This window comes from Phenylobacterium glaciei (genome assembly GCF_016772415.1).
In the GTDB taxonomy this organism is placed as follows: Bacteria; Pseudomonadota; Alphaproteobacteria; order Caulobacterales; family Caulobacteraceae; genus Phenylobacterium; species Phenylobacterium glaciei.
Map to the genome: position 1 here is coordinate 3,329,959 of NZ_JAGSGD010000001.1, position 17,970 is coordinate 3,347,928.

15 protein-coding genes are annotated in these 17,970 nt (G+C 67.9%); 6 read left to right on the top strand and 9 right to left on the bottom strand.

Features of this window, described 5'->3' with window-relative positions; translation table 11 throughout:
* Positions 1 to 64: 64 nt before the first annotated feature.
* Positions 65 to 3,475 (bottom strand): indolepyruvate ferredoxin oxidoreductase family protein, encoded by a 3,411-nt coding sequence (locus tag JKL49_RS16365; protein ID WP_215341734.1) that lies wholly within the window; start codon positions 3,473 to 3,475, stop codon positions 65 to 67.
* Between the two features lie 141 nt (positions 3,476 to 3,616).
* Here JKL49_RS16365 and JKL49_RS16370 point away from each other — a divergent pair, with 141 nt between their 5' ends.
* Both JKL49_RS16370 and JKL49_RS16375 read left to right on the top strand, forming a co-directional pair.
* Entirely contained in the window at positions 3,617 to 4,114 is a 498-nt protein-coding gene (locus JKL49_RS16370) for an Lrp/AsnC family transcriptional regulator (protein WP_215341736.1), read from the top strand.
* A 12-nt stretch (positions 4,115 to 4,126) separates the two neighbouring features.
* Positions 4,127 to 5,017 (top strand): pirin family protein, encoded by an 891-nt coding sequence (locus tag JKL49_RS16375; RefSeq protein ID WP_215341738.1) that lies wholly within the window; start codon positions 4,127 to 4,129, stop codon positions 5,015 to 5,017.
* Between the two features lie 54 nt (positions 5,018 to 5,071).
* Here JKL49_RS16375 and JKL49_RS16380 read toward each other — a convergent pair whose 3' ends face one another.
* A complete protein-coding gene (locus tag JKL49_RS16380; protein WP_249778101.1) occupies positions 5,072 to 5,482 on the bottom strand; it encodes a MerR family transcriptional regulator in 411 nt (136 codons plus the stop codon).
* Positions 5,483 to 5,555: 73 nt separating this feature from the next.
* On the opposite strand from JKL49_RS16380, the gene JKL49_RS16385 reads away from it, so the two are divergent.
* Entirely contained in the window at positions 5,556 to 6,296 is a 741-nt protein-coding gene (locus JKL49_RS16385; RefSeq protein ID WP_215341741.1) for a glutaredoxin family protein, read from the top strand.
* Positions 6,297 to 6,299: 3 nt separating this feature from the next.
* Here JKL49_RS16385 and pgsA read toward each other — a convergent pair whose 3' ends face one another.
* From pgsA to JKL49_RS16405, 4 genes are all read right to left on the bottom strand, one after another.
* Positions 6,300 to 6,920 carry a CDP-diacylglycerol--glycerol-3-phosphate 3-phosphatidyltransferase gene (pgsA, locus tag JKL49_RS16390; RefSeq protein WP_215341743.1) on the bottom strand — a complete coding sequence of 207 codons (621 nt, stop codon included), beginning with the start codon at positions 6,918 to 6,920 and terminating at the stop codon, positions 6,300 to 6,302.
* A gap of 215 nt (positions 6,921 to 7,135) precedes the next feature.
* Positions 7,136 to 9,004: an excinuclease ABC subunit UvrC gene (gene uvrC, locus JKL49_RS16395; RefSeq protein WP_215341745.1), complete on the bottom strand. Its 1,869-nt coding sequence runs from the start codon at positions 9,002 to 9,004 to the stop codon at positions 7,136 to 7,138.
* Between the two features lie 53 nt (positions 9,005 to 9,057).
* Entirely contained in the window at positions 9,058 to 9,930 is an 873-nt protein-coding gene (locus tag JKL49_RS16400; protein WP_215341747.1) for an NAD-dependent epimerase/dehydratase family protein, read from the bottom strand.
* 203 nt (positions 9,931 to 10,133) lie between these two features.
* Positions 10,134 to 11,924 carry a long-chain-acyl-CoA synthetase gene (locus JKL49_RS16405; protein ID WP_215341749.1) on the bottom strand — a complete coding sequence of 597 codons (1,791 nt, stop codon included), beginning with the start codon at positions 11,922 to 11,924 and terminating at the stop codon, positions 10,134 to 10,136.
* Positions 11,925 to 12,058: 134 nt separating this feature from the next.
* Here JKL49_RS16405 and JKL49_RS16410 point away from each other — a divergent pair, with 134 nt between their 5' ends.
* Both JKL49_RS16410 and JKL49_RS16415 read left to right on the top strand, forming a co-directional pair.
* Positions 12,059 to 12,790 (top strand): HAD family hydrolase, encoded by a 732-nt coding sequence (locus JKL49_RS16410; RefSeq protein WP_215341751.1) that lies wholly within the window; start codon positions 12,059 to 12,061, stop codon positions 12,788 to 12,790.
* 244 nt (positions 12,791 to 13,034) lie between these two features.
* Positions 13,035 to 13,661, top strand: a complete 627-nt coding sequence (locus JKL49_RS16415) for a hypothetical protein (protein ID WP_215341753.1) — start codon at positions 13,035 to 13,037, stop codon at positions 13,659 to 13,661.
* A gap of 90 nt (positions 13,662 to 13,751) precedes the next feature.
* Here JKL49_RS16415 and JKL49_RS16420 read toward each other — a convergent pair whose 3' ends face one another.
* A complete protein-coding gene (locus tag JKL49_RS16420) occupies positions 13,752 to 14,774 on the bottom strand; it encodes a glycosyltransferase family 2 protein (RefSeq protein ID WP_215341755.1) in 1,023 nt (340 codons plus the stop codon).
* Positions 14,775 to 14,922: 148 nt separating this feature from the next.
* On the opposite strand from JKL49_RS16420, the gene JKL49_RS16425 reads away from it, so the two are divergent.
* Entirely contained in the window at positions 14,923 to 16,962 is a 2,040-nt protein-coding gene (locus JKL49_RS16425) for a hybrid sensor histidine kinase/response regulator (protein ID WP_215341757.1), read from the top strand.
* 55 nt (positions 16,963 to 17,017) lie between these two features.
* On the opposite strand, the gene JKL49_RS16430 is transcribed toward JKL49_RS16425, so the two are convergent.
* Together JKL49_RS16430 and JKL49_RS16435 are read right to left on the bottom strand one after the other, a co-directional pair.
* Positions 17,018 to 17,164 carry a lmo0937 family membrane protein gene (locus JKL49_RS16430; RefSeq protein WP_215341759.1) on the bottom strand — a complete coding sequence of 49 codons (147 nt, stop codon included), beginning with the start codon at positions 17,162 to 17,164 and terminating at the stop codon, positions 17,018 to 17,020.
* Between the two features lie 94 nt (positions 17,165 to 17,258).
* Positions 17,259 to 17,882 carry a class I SAM-dependent methyltransferase gene (locus tag JKL49_RS16435; RefSeq protein ID WP_215341761.1) on the bottom strand — a complete coding sequence of 208 codons (624 nt, stop codon included), beginning with the start codon at positions 17,880 to 17,882 and terminating at the stop codon, positions 17,259 to 17,261.
* Between the last annotated feature and the right edge of the window lie 88 nt (positions 17,883 to 17,970).

Sequence of the window (17,970 nt, forward strand, 5' to 3'; positions counted from 1 at the left end):
TGCTGCATCACGGAGATCATGGGTGGCCGGGACCAGCCCGGCCATGACGATTAAAAAGTTGGGCCTACCCCCACTGCCCCCAGAGCGCCGCTTCCTGCGCCTTGGCCGTGGTGACCGAAGCGTCCTTGATATGGCCATAGCCGCGGATCTGCTGCGGGATCTGGGCGATCTGCACCGCCAGCGGCATCTTCTCGGCGCTGACGCCGGCCAGGATCCTGTCGAGCCCCGCCTCGTACTGCGCGATCAGGCCGCGCTCCATCTTCCGCTCCTCGCTGTAGCCGAACAGGTCGAGCCCCGTGCCGCGCAGGCCCTTCAGCTTGGCGAGCATCGGGAAGCCGAAATCCAGCATCCAGCCGCCGAAGGCGATCTTCTTGGGCCGGCCATTGGCGTCCTTCGGCGCGATGATCGGCGGGGCGAGCCAGACCTTGGCCTTGCCGCCCTTGAACGTGCCGTTCCTTTCGGCCTCGAACCGGCCGTCGGAATAGAGCCGGGCCACCTCGTACTCGTCCTTGTAAGCCATCAGCTTGTAGAGGTTCACCGCCACCGAGCGGGTCAGGACCTCCGAGCCGAAGATGGCCTCGGCCTTGGCCACCTCTTCCACACGGTCGAGATAGCGCTTGGCATAGGCGGCGTTCTGGTAGGCGGTCAGCTCGCGGGCGCGGTGCGCGATCAGCTCGGCCAGGGGCATGGTCTCCGGCGTCGGGACATCGGCCTCGGCCTTGCCGCGCTCGGCGGGGTCGTAGGCCACCCGACGGCCCAGTTCGAAGGCCTGCAGATTGGCGTCGGCCTGGACGCCGTTCAGACGGATGGCGCGATAGACCGCCCGGCTGGAGATCGGGATCAACCCCTTCTGCCAGGCGAAGCCCACCATGATCATGTTGGCGTAGATGGCGTCGCCGAAGTGGGTCTCGGCCAGGTGGTGGGCCGGGCACTCGTCATAGCTCTTGGTGGCCGCCGCGATCCGCTTGGCCATGTTGCCCGCGTCGAAGCGCACGTCGCGGTCGGTGACGAAGTCGGCGGTGGGCGCGAAGTCCTCGTTGCCGCAGGCCACGGTGCGGTCCTTGGCGTAGAGCGACAAAGCGTCGGGTCCCGCCGCCGAGAGGATGTCGCAGGCGATCAGCACGTGGGCGGAGGCGGCGGGCACGCGGCCGCCGACGACGGTGTCTTCCAGCTCGCCGATGCGGACGTGGGAGAACACCGCCCCGCCCTTCTGGGCCAGCCCCGTCATGTCCACCACCGAGGCGGCGCGGCCGTCCACGTGGGCGGCCATGGCCAGGATCGAGGCGACGGTGGTGACGCCGGTTCCCCCGATGCCGGTGAAGACGATGTTCTTCACCCCCTCCAGCGGCTCGAAGCTGGGCAGGGGGGTGGAGTCAGCCGTGAGCGCCGGCAGGGCCTTGGCCTGGGCGTTCTCGCCGCCCTCGATGGTGACGAAGGAGGGGCAGAAGCCGTCGAGGCAGGAATAGTCGGTGTTGCAGCTGGACTGGTTGATCTTCCGCTTGCGGCCGAACTCGGTGTTCAGCGGCTCGACGGAGACGCAGTTGGACACCTTGGAGCAGTCGCCGCAGCCCTCGCAGACCAGGGGGTTGATGAACACCCGCTTGGTGGCGGTCTCCATCGACCCGCGCTTGCGGCGCCGCCGCTTCTCGGTGGCGCAGACCTGGTCATAGAGCAGGACGGTGGTGCCGGGCGTGTCGCGCAGCATCTTCTGCACGGCGATCAGCTCCGACCGCGGCCGAACCTCCACGCCCGGCGCCAGGTCGGTGACGTGGTCGTAGCGGCTGGGATCGTCGGCGACGATCACCGTCTTGGCGATGCCCTCCGAGGCCAGCTGGCGGGTGATCTGGGCCGGCGTGAAGCCGCTCTCGGCCTGCTGGCCCCCGGTCATGGCGACAGCGTCGTTGAACAGCAGCTTGTAGGTGATGTGGGACTTGGCGGCGATCGAGGCGCGGACCGCCAGGGAGCCGGAGTGGTTGTAGGTCCCGTCGCCGAGGTTGGCGAAGACGTGGTTCTCCGTCGTGAAGGGCGCCGAGCCCACCCAGGTCAGGCCCTCGCCGCCCATGTGGCTATTCAGGTCGGTCTGCGGGTCGGAGAAGCTGGCCATGTAGTGGCAGCCGATCCCGGCCAGGGCCCGCGACCCCTCGGGAAGTCGGGTCGAGGTGTTGTGCGGACAGCCCGAGCAGAAGAACGGCTTGCGCTGCTGTTCGGCCGCCAGGGTCACCGCGGCCATGGAGGCGGCCGACACCCGGCTCAGATAGTCGTGCACGCGGTCCATGTGCGCACCCGGCGGCAGGCGGTCGGCGATGGCCAGCGCCACCTCGGCCACCGACAGCGAGCCCAGCTGCGACAGCAGCGGATGGCCCACCTCGTCGGTCTTGCCGATGATGCGCGGCCGGGCGTGGGCCGGCAGGTCGTAGAGGGCGGCGCGGGCCTGGGTCTCGATCAGCGGGCGCTTGTGCTCGATGACCATCAGGGTCTCGAGACCGGCGGCGAAGGCCTTCAGCCCCTGCGGCTCCAGCGGCCAGGGCATGCCGACCTTGTAGATGGAGACGCCCAGGCTGGCCGCTTCCTCGAAGCTGATGCGCATGGCCGCGAAGGCCTCGATCACGTCCTTATAGGCCTGGCCCGAACAGACGATGCCCAGGCGCGGCCGGGCGGCCGGCAGCACCACGCGGTCGATCCTGTTGGCGCGGGCGAAGGCCAGCGCCGCGGGCAGCTTCTGGGTGCGGAGCCGGCGCTCCTTGTCCAGCGGCTGGTCCTTCAGCCGGATGCCCAGGCCGCCGGTCGGCATCGAGAAGTTGGTGGGCAGGACGAACTTGTGGCGCGACAGATCCACGTCGATGGTGACACCTGAGTCCATGGTGTCGGCGAGCGCGATCAGGCCCACCCAGAGGCCGGAATAGCGCGACATCGCATAGCCCAGCAGGCCGTAGTCCAGCACCTCCTGCACATCGGCCGGCGACAGCACCGGCATCTCGAAGTCCTGGAAGGCGAACTCCGACTGCGACGGCAGGGTCGAAGACTTGCAGGTGTGGTCGTCGCCGGCCACGGCCAGGACGCCGCCCTTGGGAAAGGTCCCGGCGAAGTTGGCGTGCTTGAAGGCGTCACCGGTGCGGTCGACCCCGGGCGCCTTGCCGTACCACATGCCGTAGACACCATCGAACTTGGCGCCGGGGAACAGGTTGGCCTGCTGGCTGCCCCAGACGGCGGTGGCCGCCAGATCCTCGTTGAGGCCTTCCTTGAAGACCACCTCGCAGGCTTCCAGGTGTTTCTTCGCCCGCGTCGCCTGCTGGTCCAGGCCGCCCAGCGGCGAGCCGCGATAACCCGAAAGGAAACCCGCCGTGTTCAGGCCCGCCGCCTGGTCCAGGCGCCGCTGATCCATCAGAACCCGCAGCAAGGCCTGCACGCCGGTGATGAAAACCCGGCCCTGGCTGAGCAGAAATTTGTCGTCTAGCGTCACATCCTGGTGCCGCATCGCAATTTCTTTCCTTTTGGGTTCCCTAACGAGGTTAGAAGATCATATAAGTGCGCAGCAATTGCTTGCCAAAGGCGTGCCCCCTGACAGCGGTTCCGGGGCACGAATGACGCACAATAGCGCCAAGTGTGGGAGGAAAACTTGTCTGAGGCCCTCGACGCCGTCGATGCTAAGATTCTGGATCTTATCCAACATGACGCCGGACTGTCCGTCGCCGAGATCGCAGAGCGGGTCGGATTGTCCTCCAGCCCCTGCTGGCGCCGCATAAAGCGGCTGGAAGATTCCGGGATCATCCAGCGCCGCGTCACCATCCTGGACCGCGAGCTGCTGGGCCTGGGCTTTGAGGTCTACTGCACCGTCAAGCTCAGCCTGCCCACCAAGGACAACCTCAACGACTTCGAGACCGCCATCACCAAGCTGGCCGAGGTGGTGCAGTGCGCCACGGTCACCGGCTCGGCCGACTACGAACTGCGCGTCGTCACCCGCGACATGCACGCCTTCGACGACTTCCTGCGCGACAAGATCCTGTCGCTCGGCCTGGTCTCCAACATCGAGAGCCGGATCGTCATACGATCGGTGAAGAACACGACCGCCGCGCCGCTCGGCCTCGTCAGTCCGTATGTGAGCGCCCACTCCTAGGGTTTCCTTCCGATGATCGACCTCGTCATTGAACAACGCCGCAAAGACCTCGGCGGGTTCGAGGTGGGACGTGTCCTGCCGTTCCATGCGCACCGGATGGTCGGGCCCTTCATCTTCTTCGACCACATGGGCCCGGCCGATTTCACCGCCGGCTTCCCGCGCAGCGTCGACGTCCGCCCGCACCCGCACATCGGCCTGTCCACCGTCAGCTACCTGTTCGAAGGCCAGATGACCCATCGCGACTCCGTGGGCGCCACCCAGGTGGTGAACCCCGGCGAGGTGAACTGGATGACCGCCGGCCGCGGCATCACCCACTCCGAGCGCTTCGAGGACCTGCGCGCCCACGGCGGCCGGATGGACGGCATCCAGACCTGGGTCGCCCTGCCCGACGGCCAGGAGGAGATCGACCCGGCCTTCTACCACCACAACGTCGCCGACCTGCCCACCCACGAGGAGAACGGCATGTGGGCCCGGCTGATCGTCGGCAAGGCCTTCGGGGCCGAAGCCAAGGTCAAGACCCACTCGCCGATCTTCTATGTCCACTGGGCCCTTGCCGCCGGCGCCAAGGCGCAGCTGCCGGCGGAGTATCCCGAGCGCGCGGCCTACGTCGCCCGCGGCGAGGTCGAGGTGCTGGGCCACACCTATCGCGAAGGCCAGATGATCGTCTTCAAGCCGGGCGAGCCGGTGCTGTTCACCGCCGTCACGCCCGCCATCGTCATGCTGCTGGGGGGCGAGCCGGTGGGGCCGCGCTTCATCGAGTGGAACTTCGTCTCCTCGTCCCAGGACCGCATCGAGCAGGCCAAGGCCGACTGGCGCGCCGGCCGCATGAAGCTGCCCGACGCCGACGACCAGGAATTCATCCCCCTGCCCGAGCCCTCGCCGCCCGCCAACCCGATGAGCTAGGCCTGACTTCATTTTTTAGGATCGTCATCCTCGGGCTTGTCCCGAGGATGACGTTCAGGGGTCGGCCTCGAAGGCCGCCAGGATCGGGCACGGTCCGGCGGCGTTGGCGCCACAGGCCTTGGCCAGCCGCTGCAGCCCGGCCCGCGCGGCGGTCAGCTCGGCGATCTTGGCGTCCAGGGCCCCGATCCGCTCGGTCGCCAGTTCGCGGGCCCGGGCGCGATCCTCGCCGGCGTCCAGCGCCATGAGCTCTTCGATCTGCTCCAGGGTGAAGCCCGCCGCCTGGGCCGAGCGGATGAACCGCAACCGGCGCAGGTCTTGCTCGCCATAGCGCCGCACGCCGCCGCCCAGTCCGCCGCTCTGCGGTCGGTCGGGCGTCTCCAGCAGGCCGCGCCGCTGGTAGTAGCGGACGGTTTCGACCCCCACCCCGCCTTCGCGCGCCAGCCCCGCAATCGTTGTCGTTTTCATCCCTTGACCCCGTACCATGGTACGGCCCCTACATGGGGTGGGTCCGATCCCGGACAAGCTGGAACGATCCCCAATGAACGCCCCCCGCCAAGCCGTCCTCTACCGCATGGTCATGCCCGACCACACCTGCCCCTACGGTCTCAAGGCCCGCCATCTGCTTAAGAGCCGGGGCTACAAGGTCGAGGACCACTGGCTGAAAACCCGCGAGGAAACCGACGCCTTCAAGGCGCAGCACGACGTGAAGACCACCCCCCAGACCTTCATCGATGGCGTGCGGATCGGCGGCCACGACGACCTGCGCCGCTACCTGGGCCTCAAGGTCCCCGACCCCAAGGCCAAGTCCTACACCCCGGTTCTGGTGGTGTTCGCCGTCACCGCCTTGATGGCTCTGGCGCTCAGCTACGCGTCGTTCGGCAATCCCCTGACGATGCGCGCGGGCGAGTGGTTCATCGGCCTGTCGATGATGGCCCTGGCCATGCTGAAGCTGCAGAACCCCGAGAGCTTCGCCACCATGTTCCTGAACTATGACCTGCTGGCCAAGCGCTGGGTCCCCTACGGCCGGATCTACCCGTTCGCGGAGCTCGGCGCCGGCGCCCTGATGGTGGCCGGCGTCTTCACCTGGCTGTCCGCGCCCGTCGCCCTCATCATCGGCGGAATCGGCGCGGTCTCGGTGATCAAGGCGGTCTATGTCGACGGGCGCGAGCTCAAATGCGCCTGCGTCGGCGGCGACAGCAATGTGCCCCTGGGCTTCCTGTCGCTCACCGAGAACCTGATGATGATCGCCATGGCGATCTGGATGCTGGCGATGGCCTAAAGGCTAGGTCGCCAGCGCCTTTCGCGTCTGGTTCCAGTACTGCCAGCCGGTGATCAGCGTCACGATGGCCGCGACCCACAGGGTGGTGTGGGCGAACAGGGTCACGGGCTCGCGGATCGCCGGATCGGCCGGCAGTTGGAAGGCGCCCCAGGAGGCCACCAGCAACTCCGCGCCGAGGCCCACCAGTTGCAGGGTGGTCTTCCACTTGGCCAGCAGGGTGACGGGCAGCTTGATCCCCTTGCCGGCGCCGACCTCGCGCAGGGCGCTGACCGTGAACTCGCGGAACAGGATCAGGCCCACCGGCAGCACCACCGCCGGCTGGGCGCCCAGCGCCATCAGGCCCAACACCGCGCCGGCCACCAGCACCTTGTCGCCGATCGGATCGAGGATCGCCCCCCAGACCGTGACCGCGTCCAGCTTGCGCGCCAGCCAGCCGTCGAAATAATCGGTCACCGCGGCGATCACAAAGGCCCAGAAGGCGAACCTCTGCAGGGCGAACTGGGTCTCAGGTGTGAGCCGCTCACTCACATAGGGCACGCCGCCCGCCGCCGCAGCCAGGGCCACGAACATGAGGACCGTCAGGATCAGGCGGCCGGTGGACAGGATGTTGGGCAGGGACTTCATCATCGCACTCTAACGCGCCAGTGCAGCTTCCGTCGCTAGGGGTGTGTGCGATAGGCACACCCCTCCCCCCAAATGAACGTCATCCTCGGGCTTGTCCCGAGGATCCATGATCTCCGCTTGGCCTCAGAGGGCGCGAACCTCGCCGCCGAGCGTCATCGTCACCACGGTGTTGATGGATCCTCGGGACAAGCCCGAGGATGACGATCAGAGAGTCCCTAGCTCTTCCGGAAGAAGTCGAAGATCCGCTGGGCCAGGGGTTCGCTGACCCCGTCGACCTTCATGATGTCGTCCACCGAGGCTCTGGACACCCCACGCGCCGAGCCGAAGGCGTGCAGCAGGGCGCGCTTGCGGCCGGGGCCTACGCCCTCGATCTCGTCGAGGGGGTTCTTCTTCATGTCGATGGACCGCTTGATGCGGTGGGTGCCGATGGCGAAGCGGTGGGCCTCGTCGCGCAGCCTCTGCAGGTAATAGAGAACCGGCGACTTGGGCTCGAGCATGAACTGCGGCTTGCCGGCCACATGGAACCGCTCGAGGCCCGCGTCACGGTCAGGACCCTTGGCCACCCCCACCACCGGGATGTCGTCCACCCCCAGGTCGGCCATCACCTCCATCACCGCCGAGATCTGGCCGGCGCCGCCATCGATCAGCACCAGGTCGGGCCGCGGGCTGGAGGCCTCTCCGGTCTCCTCCTCCTTGACCATCCGGCCGAAGCGGCGGCGCAGCACCTCCTTCATCATCCCGAAGTCGTCGCCCGGGGTGAGGTCCGTGCCCTTGATGTTGAACTTGCGGTACTGGTTCTTGTTGAAGCCCTCAGGCCCGGCCACGATCATGCCGCCCACGGCGTTGGTGCCCATGATGTGGCTGTTGTCGTAGACCTCGATCCGCTCGGGCGGGGCCTCCAGGCCAAACGCCTCGCAGACCCCGGCCAGCAGCTTTCCCTGGGCAGAGCTCTCGCTCATCTTCCGTCCCAGCGCCTCGCGGGCGTTGGTCAGGGCGTGGTCCACCAGGCCCTTCTTCTCCCCCTTCTGCGGCCGGGTGATCTCCACCTTGCGGCCGGCCTTCAGGGTGAAGGCCTCGTTCAGCAGCTCCCGCTCGGCCGGCGCCACATTGGTCAGGATCAGGCGCGGGATCGGCTTGTCGTCGTAGAACTGGCCGAGGAAGGCGCTCATCACGTCGGTGTCCTCGTCGGACTTGTCGACCCGGGGGAAGTAGGCGCGGTTGCCCCAGTTCTGGCCGGCCCGGAAGAAGAACACCTGGACGCAGGCCTGCCCGCCCTCGGCGAACAGGGCGAAGACGTCGGCCTCGTCCAGGGTCTCGGGATTGATCTGCTGTTCCTGGGCGACGGAGGCCAGCGCCCGGATGCGGTCGCGCAGGCGGCCGGCGCGCTCGAACTCCATCTCGTCGGAGGCCGCCTGCATCTCCTCCGACATCCTGGAGATCACCGCCCGGCTCTTGCCGCGCAGGAAGTCCTCGGCCTGGTCCACCAGGGCCGAATAGTCCTCCAGGCTGACGAGCCCCGTACAGGGCGCGGCGCAGCGCTTGATCTGGTGCAGCATGCAGGGCCGGGTGCGGCTCTCATAGACGCTGTCGGAGCACGACCGCAGCAGGAAGGCCTTCTGCAGGGTGTTCAGCGTGCGGTTCACCGCCCAGGCGCTGGCGAAGGGGCCGAAATAGTCGCCCTTGATGGTGTGCGCGCCGCGGTGCTTGCGCAGCTGGGCGGCCGGATGCTCGCGCCGGATGACGATCTCCGGAAAGCTCTTGTCGTCCCGCAGCAGCACATTGAAGCGCGGCTTCAGCTGCTTGATCAGGTTGATCTCGAGGAACAGGGCGTCGGTCTCGGTGCGGACCGTGACGAACTCCATGGACCGGGTCAGGTCCACCATCAGGGCGATGCGCTGGGTGTGGAAGCGGCCCTGCGCGTACTGGATCACCCGCTTCTTCAGCGAGCGCGCCTTGCCGACATAGAGAACCTCGCCGTCCTCGCCCATCATGCGGTAGACGCCCGGGCTGTCCGGCAGGCGCTTCACCTCATCGGCAATCAGGGCCGCGCCCTTCAGGGGCGCCAGGGTCGTGTCCGTCGGCATGGCGCAGATATAGGCGAGTCCGCGCTCGTGCGCAGCGGCGACGCGACCTTTCGTCAGCCGCGGCGGGGCTTTGTCTGCGCGCCCGGGGTCTTGCCGATATAGTCGATCAGCGCCCGGGTCGGGGTCCAGCCCAGCAGGCGGGTCTTGGAGGTGTCGATGTCGGCGCTCATCCGATTGCCGGCCACCTCCGGCCCCATGACGATGTCGCCGCCGAACATCTCGGCCACCTCCAGGATCGAATAGGCGCGGCTGTCGCCCAGGCCGAAGTCGTCGCCGACCCCGCTCTCGCCCACCAGGACCAGGCCTTCCACGATATCGTCGATGTGGGTGAAGTTGCGCTTCTGGGTGCCCGGCGCATTGACCCGCAACTGCTCGCCGGCCAGCCGCCGCTGGCGGAAGATCTCGATCAGGGTGCCATAGGCGCCGGCCCGCTCACCTGGCCCATAGACGTTGTAGAAGTAGGTGATGGCGTACGACAGGCCGTACCAGTCGCCGTAGTTGCGGACGAGCTCGGTGTTGGTGGCCTTGGTCCAGGCATAGGGGCTCTGGTCGCGGCCCAGCCCGCCGTCGCCGAACTTGGTGGACGAGCCGGCGTAGAGCAGCTTGCAGCCCTTGGCCCGCCAGAACTCCAGCACCCCGAAGGTCCCGGCCTTGTTGAGGTCCCAGACCGTGGCCGGCTCCAGCAGGCTCTTCTCGACACGGGAGTATTCTCCCAGGTGGAAGATCAGGGCCGGGGTTTCGGGAACCAGGTCCGCGATGTCCTTGGTGTGGCCCTCGCGATAGTCGACGCCGGCGACATGGGCGTCCTTGGTCCCGGCGAAATAGTTGTCGATCGAGATCACCTGGTGGCCCTCGGCCACGAGGCGCGCGCACAGCGACGAACCGATGAAGCCGGCGCCGCCGGTGACGAGAATGAGCTTGGCCATGGAGGTAGAATGGTCCGCGAGGGTTTAAAGCGGTCTTAGCCGGTGAGGATTCTCCCGACCCTGTCCGTCATCCTCGGGCTTGTCCCGAGGATCCATGATCTCCGTCTTGCCGCAGAGGGCGCGCTCGTCACAGCTCAGGGCCGTTTGCGCCACGGTGTTTATGGGTCCTCGGGACAAGCCCATGTATGACGATCAAGGGTTCGTCACAGCTTCACCCCGCCGGCCTCCAGCTTGGCGAAGCCGGCCTTGGTCAGCTTCACATAGCCCTTGGCGCCGTCCTTGTAGAACATCTGGCCCTTCACCTTGCCGGGGTCGAAGCCGTCGGCCACCAGGTCGACCTTGCGGTACTTGAAGGTCCCGGTGGTCTCGATGGCCGGCAGCAGACGCACGAACACCGGCTGGGCATAGGACGGCAGGTCGGCCGCGACCTGGACGCCGAAGGCCTTGATGTCGAAATCGCCGTCCACCACCAGCCCGGCCATCCCGGCCCGGCCGTCGGCGCCCGTCACCTCGACGCCATAGACATTGGCCTCGACGACGCCGGCGATGGCCTGCAGCCGTTCGGCCACCTCGCCGGTGGAGACGTTCTCGCCCTTCCAGCGGAAGGTGTCGCCGATCCGGTCGACGAAGTAGAAATAGCCGTCACCGTCGGTCTTCATCAGGTCGCCGGTGGCGAACCAGGCGTCGCCCTTCTCGAAGACGTCGCGCAGGACCTTGCGGTCCGAGGCGGCCTTGTCGACATAGCCGGTATATTCGCTGCGGGCGTCGCCGAGGCCGATCTTGCCGATGCACTCGCCCACCTGGCCGACCCCGGCCTCGATGCAGAAGCCGTCGGTCCCGCGGATCGGCGCCTCGGCCTCCACGTCGAACTGCACCAGGCGGATGTTGAACTTGTTGCGCAGCCATTTCGGCGCGCGGCCGATGGCGCCGGTGCGGCCATCGAAGTTGAACATCGACACATTGCCCTCGGTGGAGCCGTAGAACTCCAGGACCTCAGGAATGCGGAACCGCGACTTCAGCTCGGCCCAGACATCGGGGCGCAGGCCGTTGCCGAAGGCCAGCCGGATCTTGTGGCGGGTGTCGTCCTCGCCGGGGGGCTGGTTGACCAGGTAGCGGCAGAGCTCGCCGATATAGACGAACATGGTGCACTCCTGGGCCACCACGTCGGACCAGAAGTGGGTGGCGGAGAACTTCTTCTTCAGCACCACCGAGCCACCGTTCAGCAGGGCCGCGCCCAGGCCGCACAGCCCGCCGGTGGAGTGGTAGAGCGGCAGGGGGTTGTAGACCCGGTCATTGGCCGTGGCGCCGGTGGAGCCTGCGAAGCCGCGCATGAACAGCTGGGCCCGCACGTGGGTGATCTTGGCCGCCTTGGGCATGCCCGTGGTGCCGGAGGTGTAGATGAACAGCGCCGTATCGTGGGCGGTCATCCCCTCGCGCACCGAACGGTCCGGCGGCAGCGAGCTGCAGCTCTTCAGGGCCTGGGACAGATCGCGCTGGTCGCCGACCGCGTGGCCCAGCACCCATTGTTGCATCGGCCGCTCCAGCAGCCCCTTGGCCTGTTCGAAGGCCGGCGAGGTCTCGGCGTCGACGATGACGTGGCCGGCGCCGGAGATGTTCAGGCAGTGGGCCAGGGCCAGGCCCGACAGCTGGTTGTTGATCAGGGCGGTGATCACCCCGACCTTGGTCAGGCCATACCAGATGGGGAAGTATTCCAGCCGGTTGGGCATGAACAGCGCCACCGTCTGGCCGCGCCGCAGGTTGTTGGTCTTGGCCCAGTGGGCGTAGCGGTTGGCGATGGCGTCCATCTCGCCATAGCTGATGGTCTTGCCCTCGAAGGTCAGGGCCGGCTTATCGCGCCACTGATCCACGGCCGCCTGCAGATCGTCGCAGATCAGGTTGGGCGATGTGGGCGCAATGGTCTTCACCCGCTTCAGGGTGCGATTGAGCCCGCGTACGAACCGCCACTCACGTTCGAGCCGGGCCTTGAAACTCATGCATACCCTCCGACATCCGCGCCACCTTGGCGGGGCCGCGAGGCGCGGGTCAAGCGGGGCTTTGGAAGCCCGTTGTCACACCCTCGTCAGCCGGGCCTCACCGTGGCGGAAAGGACTCAGTCTAGGCTGATCTGATGATCCCTCTCCCCCGCGCCATCCTGTTCGACCTCGACGAGACCCTGCTTTCCTTCGGCAAGCGCCCGTTGATTCTCGCCGAGGTGGCGGAGGAATTCGGAGCGATCCTGGGGCCGCTGACGCCGCTCGAGGTCGCCGAGGCCCTGGAGGCGGCTCTGCGGGTCTTCTGGGCCGATCCCGACGTCCACAGGATCTGGCGTTTCAAGCTCGGCCCGGCCCGGCTGAAGGTGGTGAGCGAGGTGTTCGAGAGGCTGGCGCCCCGCGCGCCTGGCCTGACTCCGGCCTTCGCCAAGACCTTCGCCGAACGCTTCCACGCCTATCGGGAAGAGCAGGCTCGGTTCTTCCCCGGCGCCCTGGAGGCGGTGGACGAACTGAAGCGGCGCGGCGTCAAGCTGGCCCTGGTCACCAACGGGGCGGCGGACGTGCAGCGGGCCAAGATCGACAGGTTCGACCTGGCCCCCCGCTTCGACCACATCCAGATCGAGGGCGAGGCCGGCTTCGGCAAGCCCGAGGAACAGGCCTATCTCCACGCCATGGCCGCCCTGGGCGTGAAGCCCCACGAGACCTGGATGGTGGGCGACAATCTGGAATGGGAGGTCGCCGGGCCTCAGCGCCTGGGCATCTACGCCATCTGGCACGACCACCTGGGGGTCGGCCTGCCCAAGGACAGCGCCATCCGGCCCGACCGCATCATCCTCTCCATCGGCGAACTGACGGAAAATTTAAGCTGAGCCGTCAATTGGGGCGCGTTTGTGGTGCGAATAGGCGAGACTTCGGCGCGATCTGGAAAGGATAGTGACAGCCTCCCCGGCATATTTTGAAGTTTTCGAAGAAAATGTGAATCGCCGCAAACCCCTATTCCGCCCGGAAATGCGGCGATTTCGCCACACCCAGCGCAGGCTTGACTGTCGGATATACGGAACGTGTTAGCAGGCCCCTCGTTTAACCTCCTGAACAACATTGGGAGGTCTTAACATGACTGCCGAATATAGCCCCTTCGCCAAGCCGACGTTCTCTGCCGCTGACTTCGAACGCAGCGATGCTGAACTCGGCGATGAGTCTCCGATGTTTGCGGCGGCTCCCATCTATGCCCAGCCCAAAAGCCGCAAGGCCAAGGGCGGCATCAACCCTCTGGTCTATGTGGCGGTTCCCGCCGTCGCCCTGGCGCTTGGCGCTGGTGTGATGTTCATGGGCGCCCCCAAGGACGAGGCCGCTCCGCCTCCGAGCGCCGCCAACACCGTGGCTCCGGCCCCGATGCTGGCGCCGGCCCAAACGGCGGCGAACGACGCTCCCCCCACCATGGCTCCGGAAGCTCCGGTCGCGACCCCGGCCCGGATCGAGACGCCCCGTGCCACCGCGCGGGTCGCCGCCACACCCACCCGGGTCGCCCGGGCCCGCCCTGCCCCTGCCGCTGTGAGCGCCGAAGGTGTGGGTACGAACGCCAGCGCCACCCTTCCGGCGACGCCGCAGGCCTATTCGGGTTCGGCCCAGACCTCGGCTTCGGCGCCCATGACCATCGTGATCCCGCCGGTGACGGCGGCCCCCGCGACGGTAACCCCGGACTCGGCTCAGCCCGAGGCGGCCGCCACGCCGACCCCTTAAGGGTCACTGGGATTCCAGGGTTGGAGCCTCCCCTCTCCCAGCCCTGACAAACTGGGCGGCGCCTCCGGGCGCCGCCTTTTTTCTTGGGCGTCAGCGCCGCGCTGCAAGCACCCTGTAGGTCGCCGCCGCCTCGGGCGGGCCGAAGGTTTCGTAAAGCGTGGTCAGATTATGGGCGGCCATGAAGCTGCCGCGGCCCCGCACCGCGCCGTCCAGGTGGGGCTGCTCGCCGATCTCCAGGCACCGCTTCCAGGCGGCTTCCGCCACAGGCAGAAGGTCGCTCACCGCCCGTTCCGGATCGGCCATCGCGCAGTCGAGATAGAGATTGCCCACCGCGAAGTGGAAGTCCGGCGACCCGTCCCAGGCGTCCCGCTCGGCCTCCGCCAACGCCCGGGCCTCCTCCAACCGCCCGGCGTCCTTCAGGGCGGTGAGGCCCCGCACCACCAGGCTGTGGCGCCACGGCGCCCCGCTCGGCGCCAGCCGCAGCGCCTCGGTGAAGCAGAGCGCCGCCTGGGGCGGATGGCCCCGCACCTGATGCTCCTTGGCCAGCTGGAACCAGAGATAGGGGTCCTGCGGATGATCCTGCAGGTCGGCCATCAGCAGGACCTCGTTGCGGTCCCCCTTGCGCGCCAGGCTCTCGGCGGTGAACCCGTCGTGCCCCAGCAGGACCGGCAGCCGCACCCCGCGCTCCAGCCCCACCGGCTGCTCGTGGATTCGCCCTTCGTAGCGGACGCCCTTCGGCAGCACGCGCGGAATCCAGGTCTGGGAGACGGCCTCGTCCTCCAGCTGGTTGTCGCGGCGCACCCAGCCCATGGCGTCAGGCTCCAGCTCCGCCAGCGCCTCGCCCCCGCTCTCGATCCACTCGTCGGCGTCCAGCACCAGGTTCCAGTCGGCGGGCGACAGGGCCAGGGAGGCGTTGCGGGCGGCGGCGAAGTCATCGCACCAGGCGAAGTCGTGGACCTCCGCGCCGCAAGCCCGTGCGATCGCCTGGGTGCCGTCCACCGACCCGGTGTCCAGCACGATCATGGCGTCGACGAAGGGCTTGGCGCTCTTGAGCGCGCGGGCGATCTGGTGGGCCTCGTCGCGGGCGATCATCACCAGGGCCAGGCGGGTCATTATCGTCTCCGGTGTCGCGCCGACCATGGGAGATCAGGGTTAATCGGCGCTTACGGACGCTACGGCAAGCCACACGTCCTGGGTTGTTGTGACCCCACCCGACGCAGGTCAGCATGACCCTCGGGTAAGACCGGGGTTTGGGGTTAGGATGCGGTTTGAACTGAGGCTGCTCTGGCCGCTGGCGAGTCTCGCGGTGGTCGGCACGCTGATGCTGATGGGCAGCCTGCTGCTGGGCGCCCGCCAGGTCGACGACCTTGTCCGCCATCACGAGGAATTCCTGGTCCGGCGCGGCGTCGACGGCCAGGTCAAGGCGATCGAAAACGCCCTCCAGGCGCAGACGGTCAGGGATGAGGCGGTCCTCAACCTCGACAACCGCTTCGACCCCGTCTGGGCCCGCAATAACCTGCCACTCTACCTGAAGCCCACCATCGGCGCATGGGATTACCTGGTGGTCGATGGCTTGGACCGCCCCGTCTGGGCCCATGGCGACAAGGCCTCGATCCCGCCCGCCGACTGGCTTCGGTTCCGCAACGAGGCGCAGCCGATCATCGCGGAGATTCGCGATCGGGAGCGTCTGCGAAAACCCAAGGTTGTAGGACAGCCCGGCGTCAGCGCGCCGCAGCCGATCATCATCACCCGGGTCGAGCCCCGCGGCCGCGGGGCCTATATGTGGACGGCCAGCCTGGTGGAGCCCGACCTGGGCGCCGTCCAGCCCCTGCGCCCCACCTCCACCATCGTGCTGGCCGGCGGCTTCATCACCGCCGCCAACCTGGCCGGGGTCGGCGACCGTTACGCCCTGGGGCAGGTGCGCCTGCTGCTCGACGAGCGCGACGTCCCGGCCACCGACGGCCGCACCGCGTTCAACTCGGCCCGCCAGGAGCGCTCCGTCGTCCTGGCCTGGACCCCGCAGCGGCCGGCCCACGACCTGATCACCGGCTCGGCCTGGCAGATGGGCGCCGTGGCCGCGGCCTTCATCGGCCTGGCCATCCTGATGGTCCGCAACACGCGTCGCGCGGCCCGCGACCTCATGGAGGTCCACCGCGCCCAGGGCCAGTTCCTGGCCAATATGAGCCACGAGATCCGCACCCCGCTGAACGGCGTCAACGCGCTGGCCCAATCCCTGGCCGAGAGCGGCCTCGATCCGCGCCGGCGGCAGATGGCCGAGACCATCCATGGCTCGGGGGTGATGCTGGAGAAGCTGCTGTCGGAAATCCTCGACCTGGCCCGCATCGACGCCGGCGGCATGCCCATCGAGCGGGAGGCCTTCAACCTGGCCACCGCCGTCACCGCCACTGTCACCCTGATGACGGCGCGGGCCACCGCCCGGGGTCTGGACCTGCGGCTGGTCCTGGACCCCGCCGCCGATCAGGGCGTGCTGGGGGACGTCACCCGCCTGAAACAGGTGCTGAACAACCTGATCTCCAACGCGGTCAAGTTCACCGACAAGGGCTATGTGCGGGTCACCGTCGGCCCGGCCTTCGACGCCGGCCCCGACCTCTGGCGCTTCACGGTGGAGGACACCGGCATCGGCTTCGACGCCGCCGCCAAGGCCCGCCTGTTCCAACGGTTCGCCCAGGCCGACGGCTCCGTCACCCGACGGTTTGGCGGGGCGGGCCTGGGCCTGGCGATATCTCGCGAGCTGGCCAACAAGATGGGCGGCGGCCTGGAGGGCGACGCTGAGCTGGGACGCGGCGCCACCTTCACCCTGCTGCTCCCCCTGCCCCGGGCGGAGAAGATCACCGCCACGCCGCCCGCGCCCACGCCGGACCCTGCGGCGGCCGAGACGGGACCGCCCCTGCGGGTGCTGGTCAGCGAGGACCATCCGGTCAACCGCATGGTCCTGGAAACACTACTGGCAACCATCGGCGCCGACGTGGTGTCCACGCAGAACGGACTGGAGGCCTGCGAAGCCTTCGAAACCCAGGCCTTCGACGTCATTCTGATGGACATGCAGATGCCGGTCATGGACGGGCTGACCGCCATCCGCCGGATGCGCGAGCGCGAGGCCGCGCGGCATCTCGACCGCACCCTGATCGTCATGGTGACCGCCAACGCCCTGCCCGAGCACAGGGCCTCAGGGCTCGCCGCCGGCGCCGACGCCTTCCTCACCAAGCCGCTGGACGGCCACCTGCTGCTGGAGACCATCGAGGCGGGCCTGCCGGCGCACCAACGGTCACAGACAGCCTAGGTCGGCCAGCCCCGCCGGCTGTCGCCGGGAACCCGAGGTCGAAGACGCTGGGTCGTCAGGCCGAGCGGCCGCGGAAGAAGTGCAGCACCACCAGCACCAGGGCGATCAGCAGCAGGACGTGGATCGCCGCGGTGGTGACGTGGAAGGCGAAGAAGCCGAGCAGCCACAGGACGAGCAGCACGATGGCGATAGTTGCAAGCATCTCGAAGGTTCCCTTCCATCCGCCGACAGCCGGCAGCGTCTGAAGGGCAAAGCCCGACCTAGGCCAGTGGTTCCGAAAATGGCCTCGTCGCGCGTCAGGGCGCCCGCCCCAGCACCACCGTCAGGGGATCACTGGCCCGCCCGTCCCTCAGCCGGTGGACCTCGATCCCGCTGAACCCCGCCGCCTCCAGATAAAGCTCGATCAGCCGGGCGTGCCCCTGCGGCCCGATATCGCGCCAGATTGCCACGGCCTTGGTGGGAAAGCAGCGGTTGGAATAGCTCACCACCAGCGGCGCGCCGGGACGCAAGCTCCGCGCCACCTCCGCCAGCACCGCCTGGGGCTGCTGCAGGTACTGCACGCCCACACAGATCATGGCGCCGTCCAGGCTGGCGTCGGCCAGGTCCAGGACAGGCGTGCGGTTCAGGTCCTGGATGAACCACCGCGACAGCCGCCGATTGGCCGCCATCTCGTCGGCGTTCATCCCGTGCCCGATCACCTCGCCATAGGCCACCTCCGGCGGCAGGTGGCTGACCCAGCTGCTCATCAGGTCCAGCAGCGCCCCGCCCGCCGGCAGCACCAGCCGGTAGAAGTCGGTCAGGGCCGCGATCGCGGCGTCGTCGATATGGGTCTTCAGCCGCGCCTCGGCGTAGAACTCGGCGTCATCCCCGTCATCCTGCTTGGCGAAGGCGTCGGGCGGCAGTTGGGGAAAGGGGCTCATCAGGGCGCTCAGCTGCTCTGCATCGGGGGGCCAAGAAGGGCTTCTTGTCTAGCCTGAAGTCTCGGGCTTGCGCATTGCCTCCGCATCG

Coding starts and splice junctions, on each gene's coding strand:
- JKL49_RS16415 (WP_215341753.1), top strand. CDS start 13,035: ATGACTGCCGAATATAGCCCCTTCGCCAAGCCGACGTTCTCTGCCGCT.
- JKL49_RS16410 (WP_215341751.1), top strand. CDS start 12,059: ATGATCCCTCTCCCCCGCGCCATCCTGTTCGACCTCGACGAGACCCTG.
- JKL49_RS16375 (WP_215341738.1), top strand. CDS start 4,127: ATGATCGACCTCGTCATTGAACAACGCCGCAAAGACCTCGGCGGGTTC.
- JKL49_RS16430 (WP_215341759.1), bottom strand. CDS start 17,164: ATGCTTGCAACTATCGCCATCGTGCTGCTCGTCCTGTGGCTGCTCGGC.
- pgsA (WP_215341743.1), bottom strand. CDS start 6,920: ATGAAGTCCCTGCCCAACATCCTGTCCACCGGCCGCCTGATCCTGACG.
- JKL49_RS16405 (WP_215341749.1), bottom strand. CDS start 11,924: ATGAGTTTCAAGGCCCGGCTCGAACGTGAGTGGCGGTTCGTACGCGGG.
- JKL49_RS16400 (WP_215341747.1), bottom strand. CDS start 9,930: ATGGCCAAGCTCATTCTCGTCACCGGCGGCGCCGGCTTCATCGGTTCG.
- JKL49_RS16365 (WP_215341734.1), bottom strand. CDS start 3,475: ATGCGGCACCAGGATGTGACGCTAGACGACAAATTTCTGCTCAGCCAG.
- JKL49_RS16425 (WP_215341757.1), top strand. CDS start 14,923: ATGCGGTTTGAACTGAGGCTGCTCTGGCCGCTGGCGAGTCTCGCGGTG.
- JKL49_RS16380 (WP_249778101.1), bottom strand. CDS start 5,482: ATGAAAACGACAACGATTGCGGGGCTGGCGCGCGAAGGCGGGGTGGGG.
- JKL49_RS16420 (WP_215341755.1), bottom strand. CDS start 14,774: ATGACCCGCCTGGCCCTGGTGATGATCGCCCGCGACGAGGCCCACCAG.
- JKL49_RS16435 (WP_215341761.1), bottom strand. CDS start 17,882: ATGAGCCCCTTTCCCCAACTGCCGCCCGACGCCTTCGCCAAGCAGGAT.
- uvrC (WP_215341745.1), bottom strand. CDS start 9,004: ATGCCGACGGACACGACCCTGGCGCCCCTGAAGGGCGCGGCCCTGATT.
- JKL49_RS16385 (WP_215341741.1), top strand. CDS start 5,556: ATGAACGCCCCCCGCCAAGCCGTCCTCTACCGCATGGTCATGCCCGAC.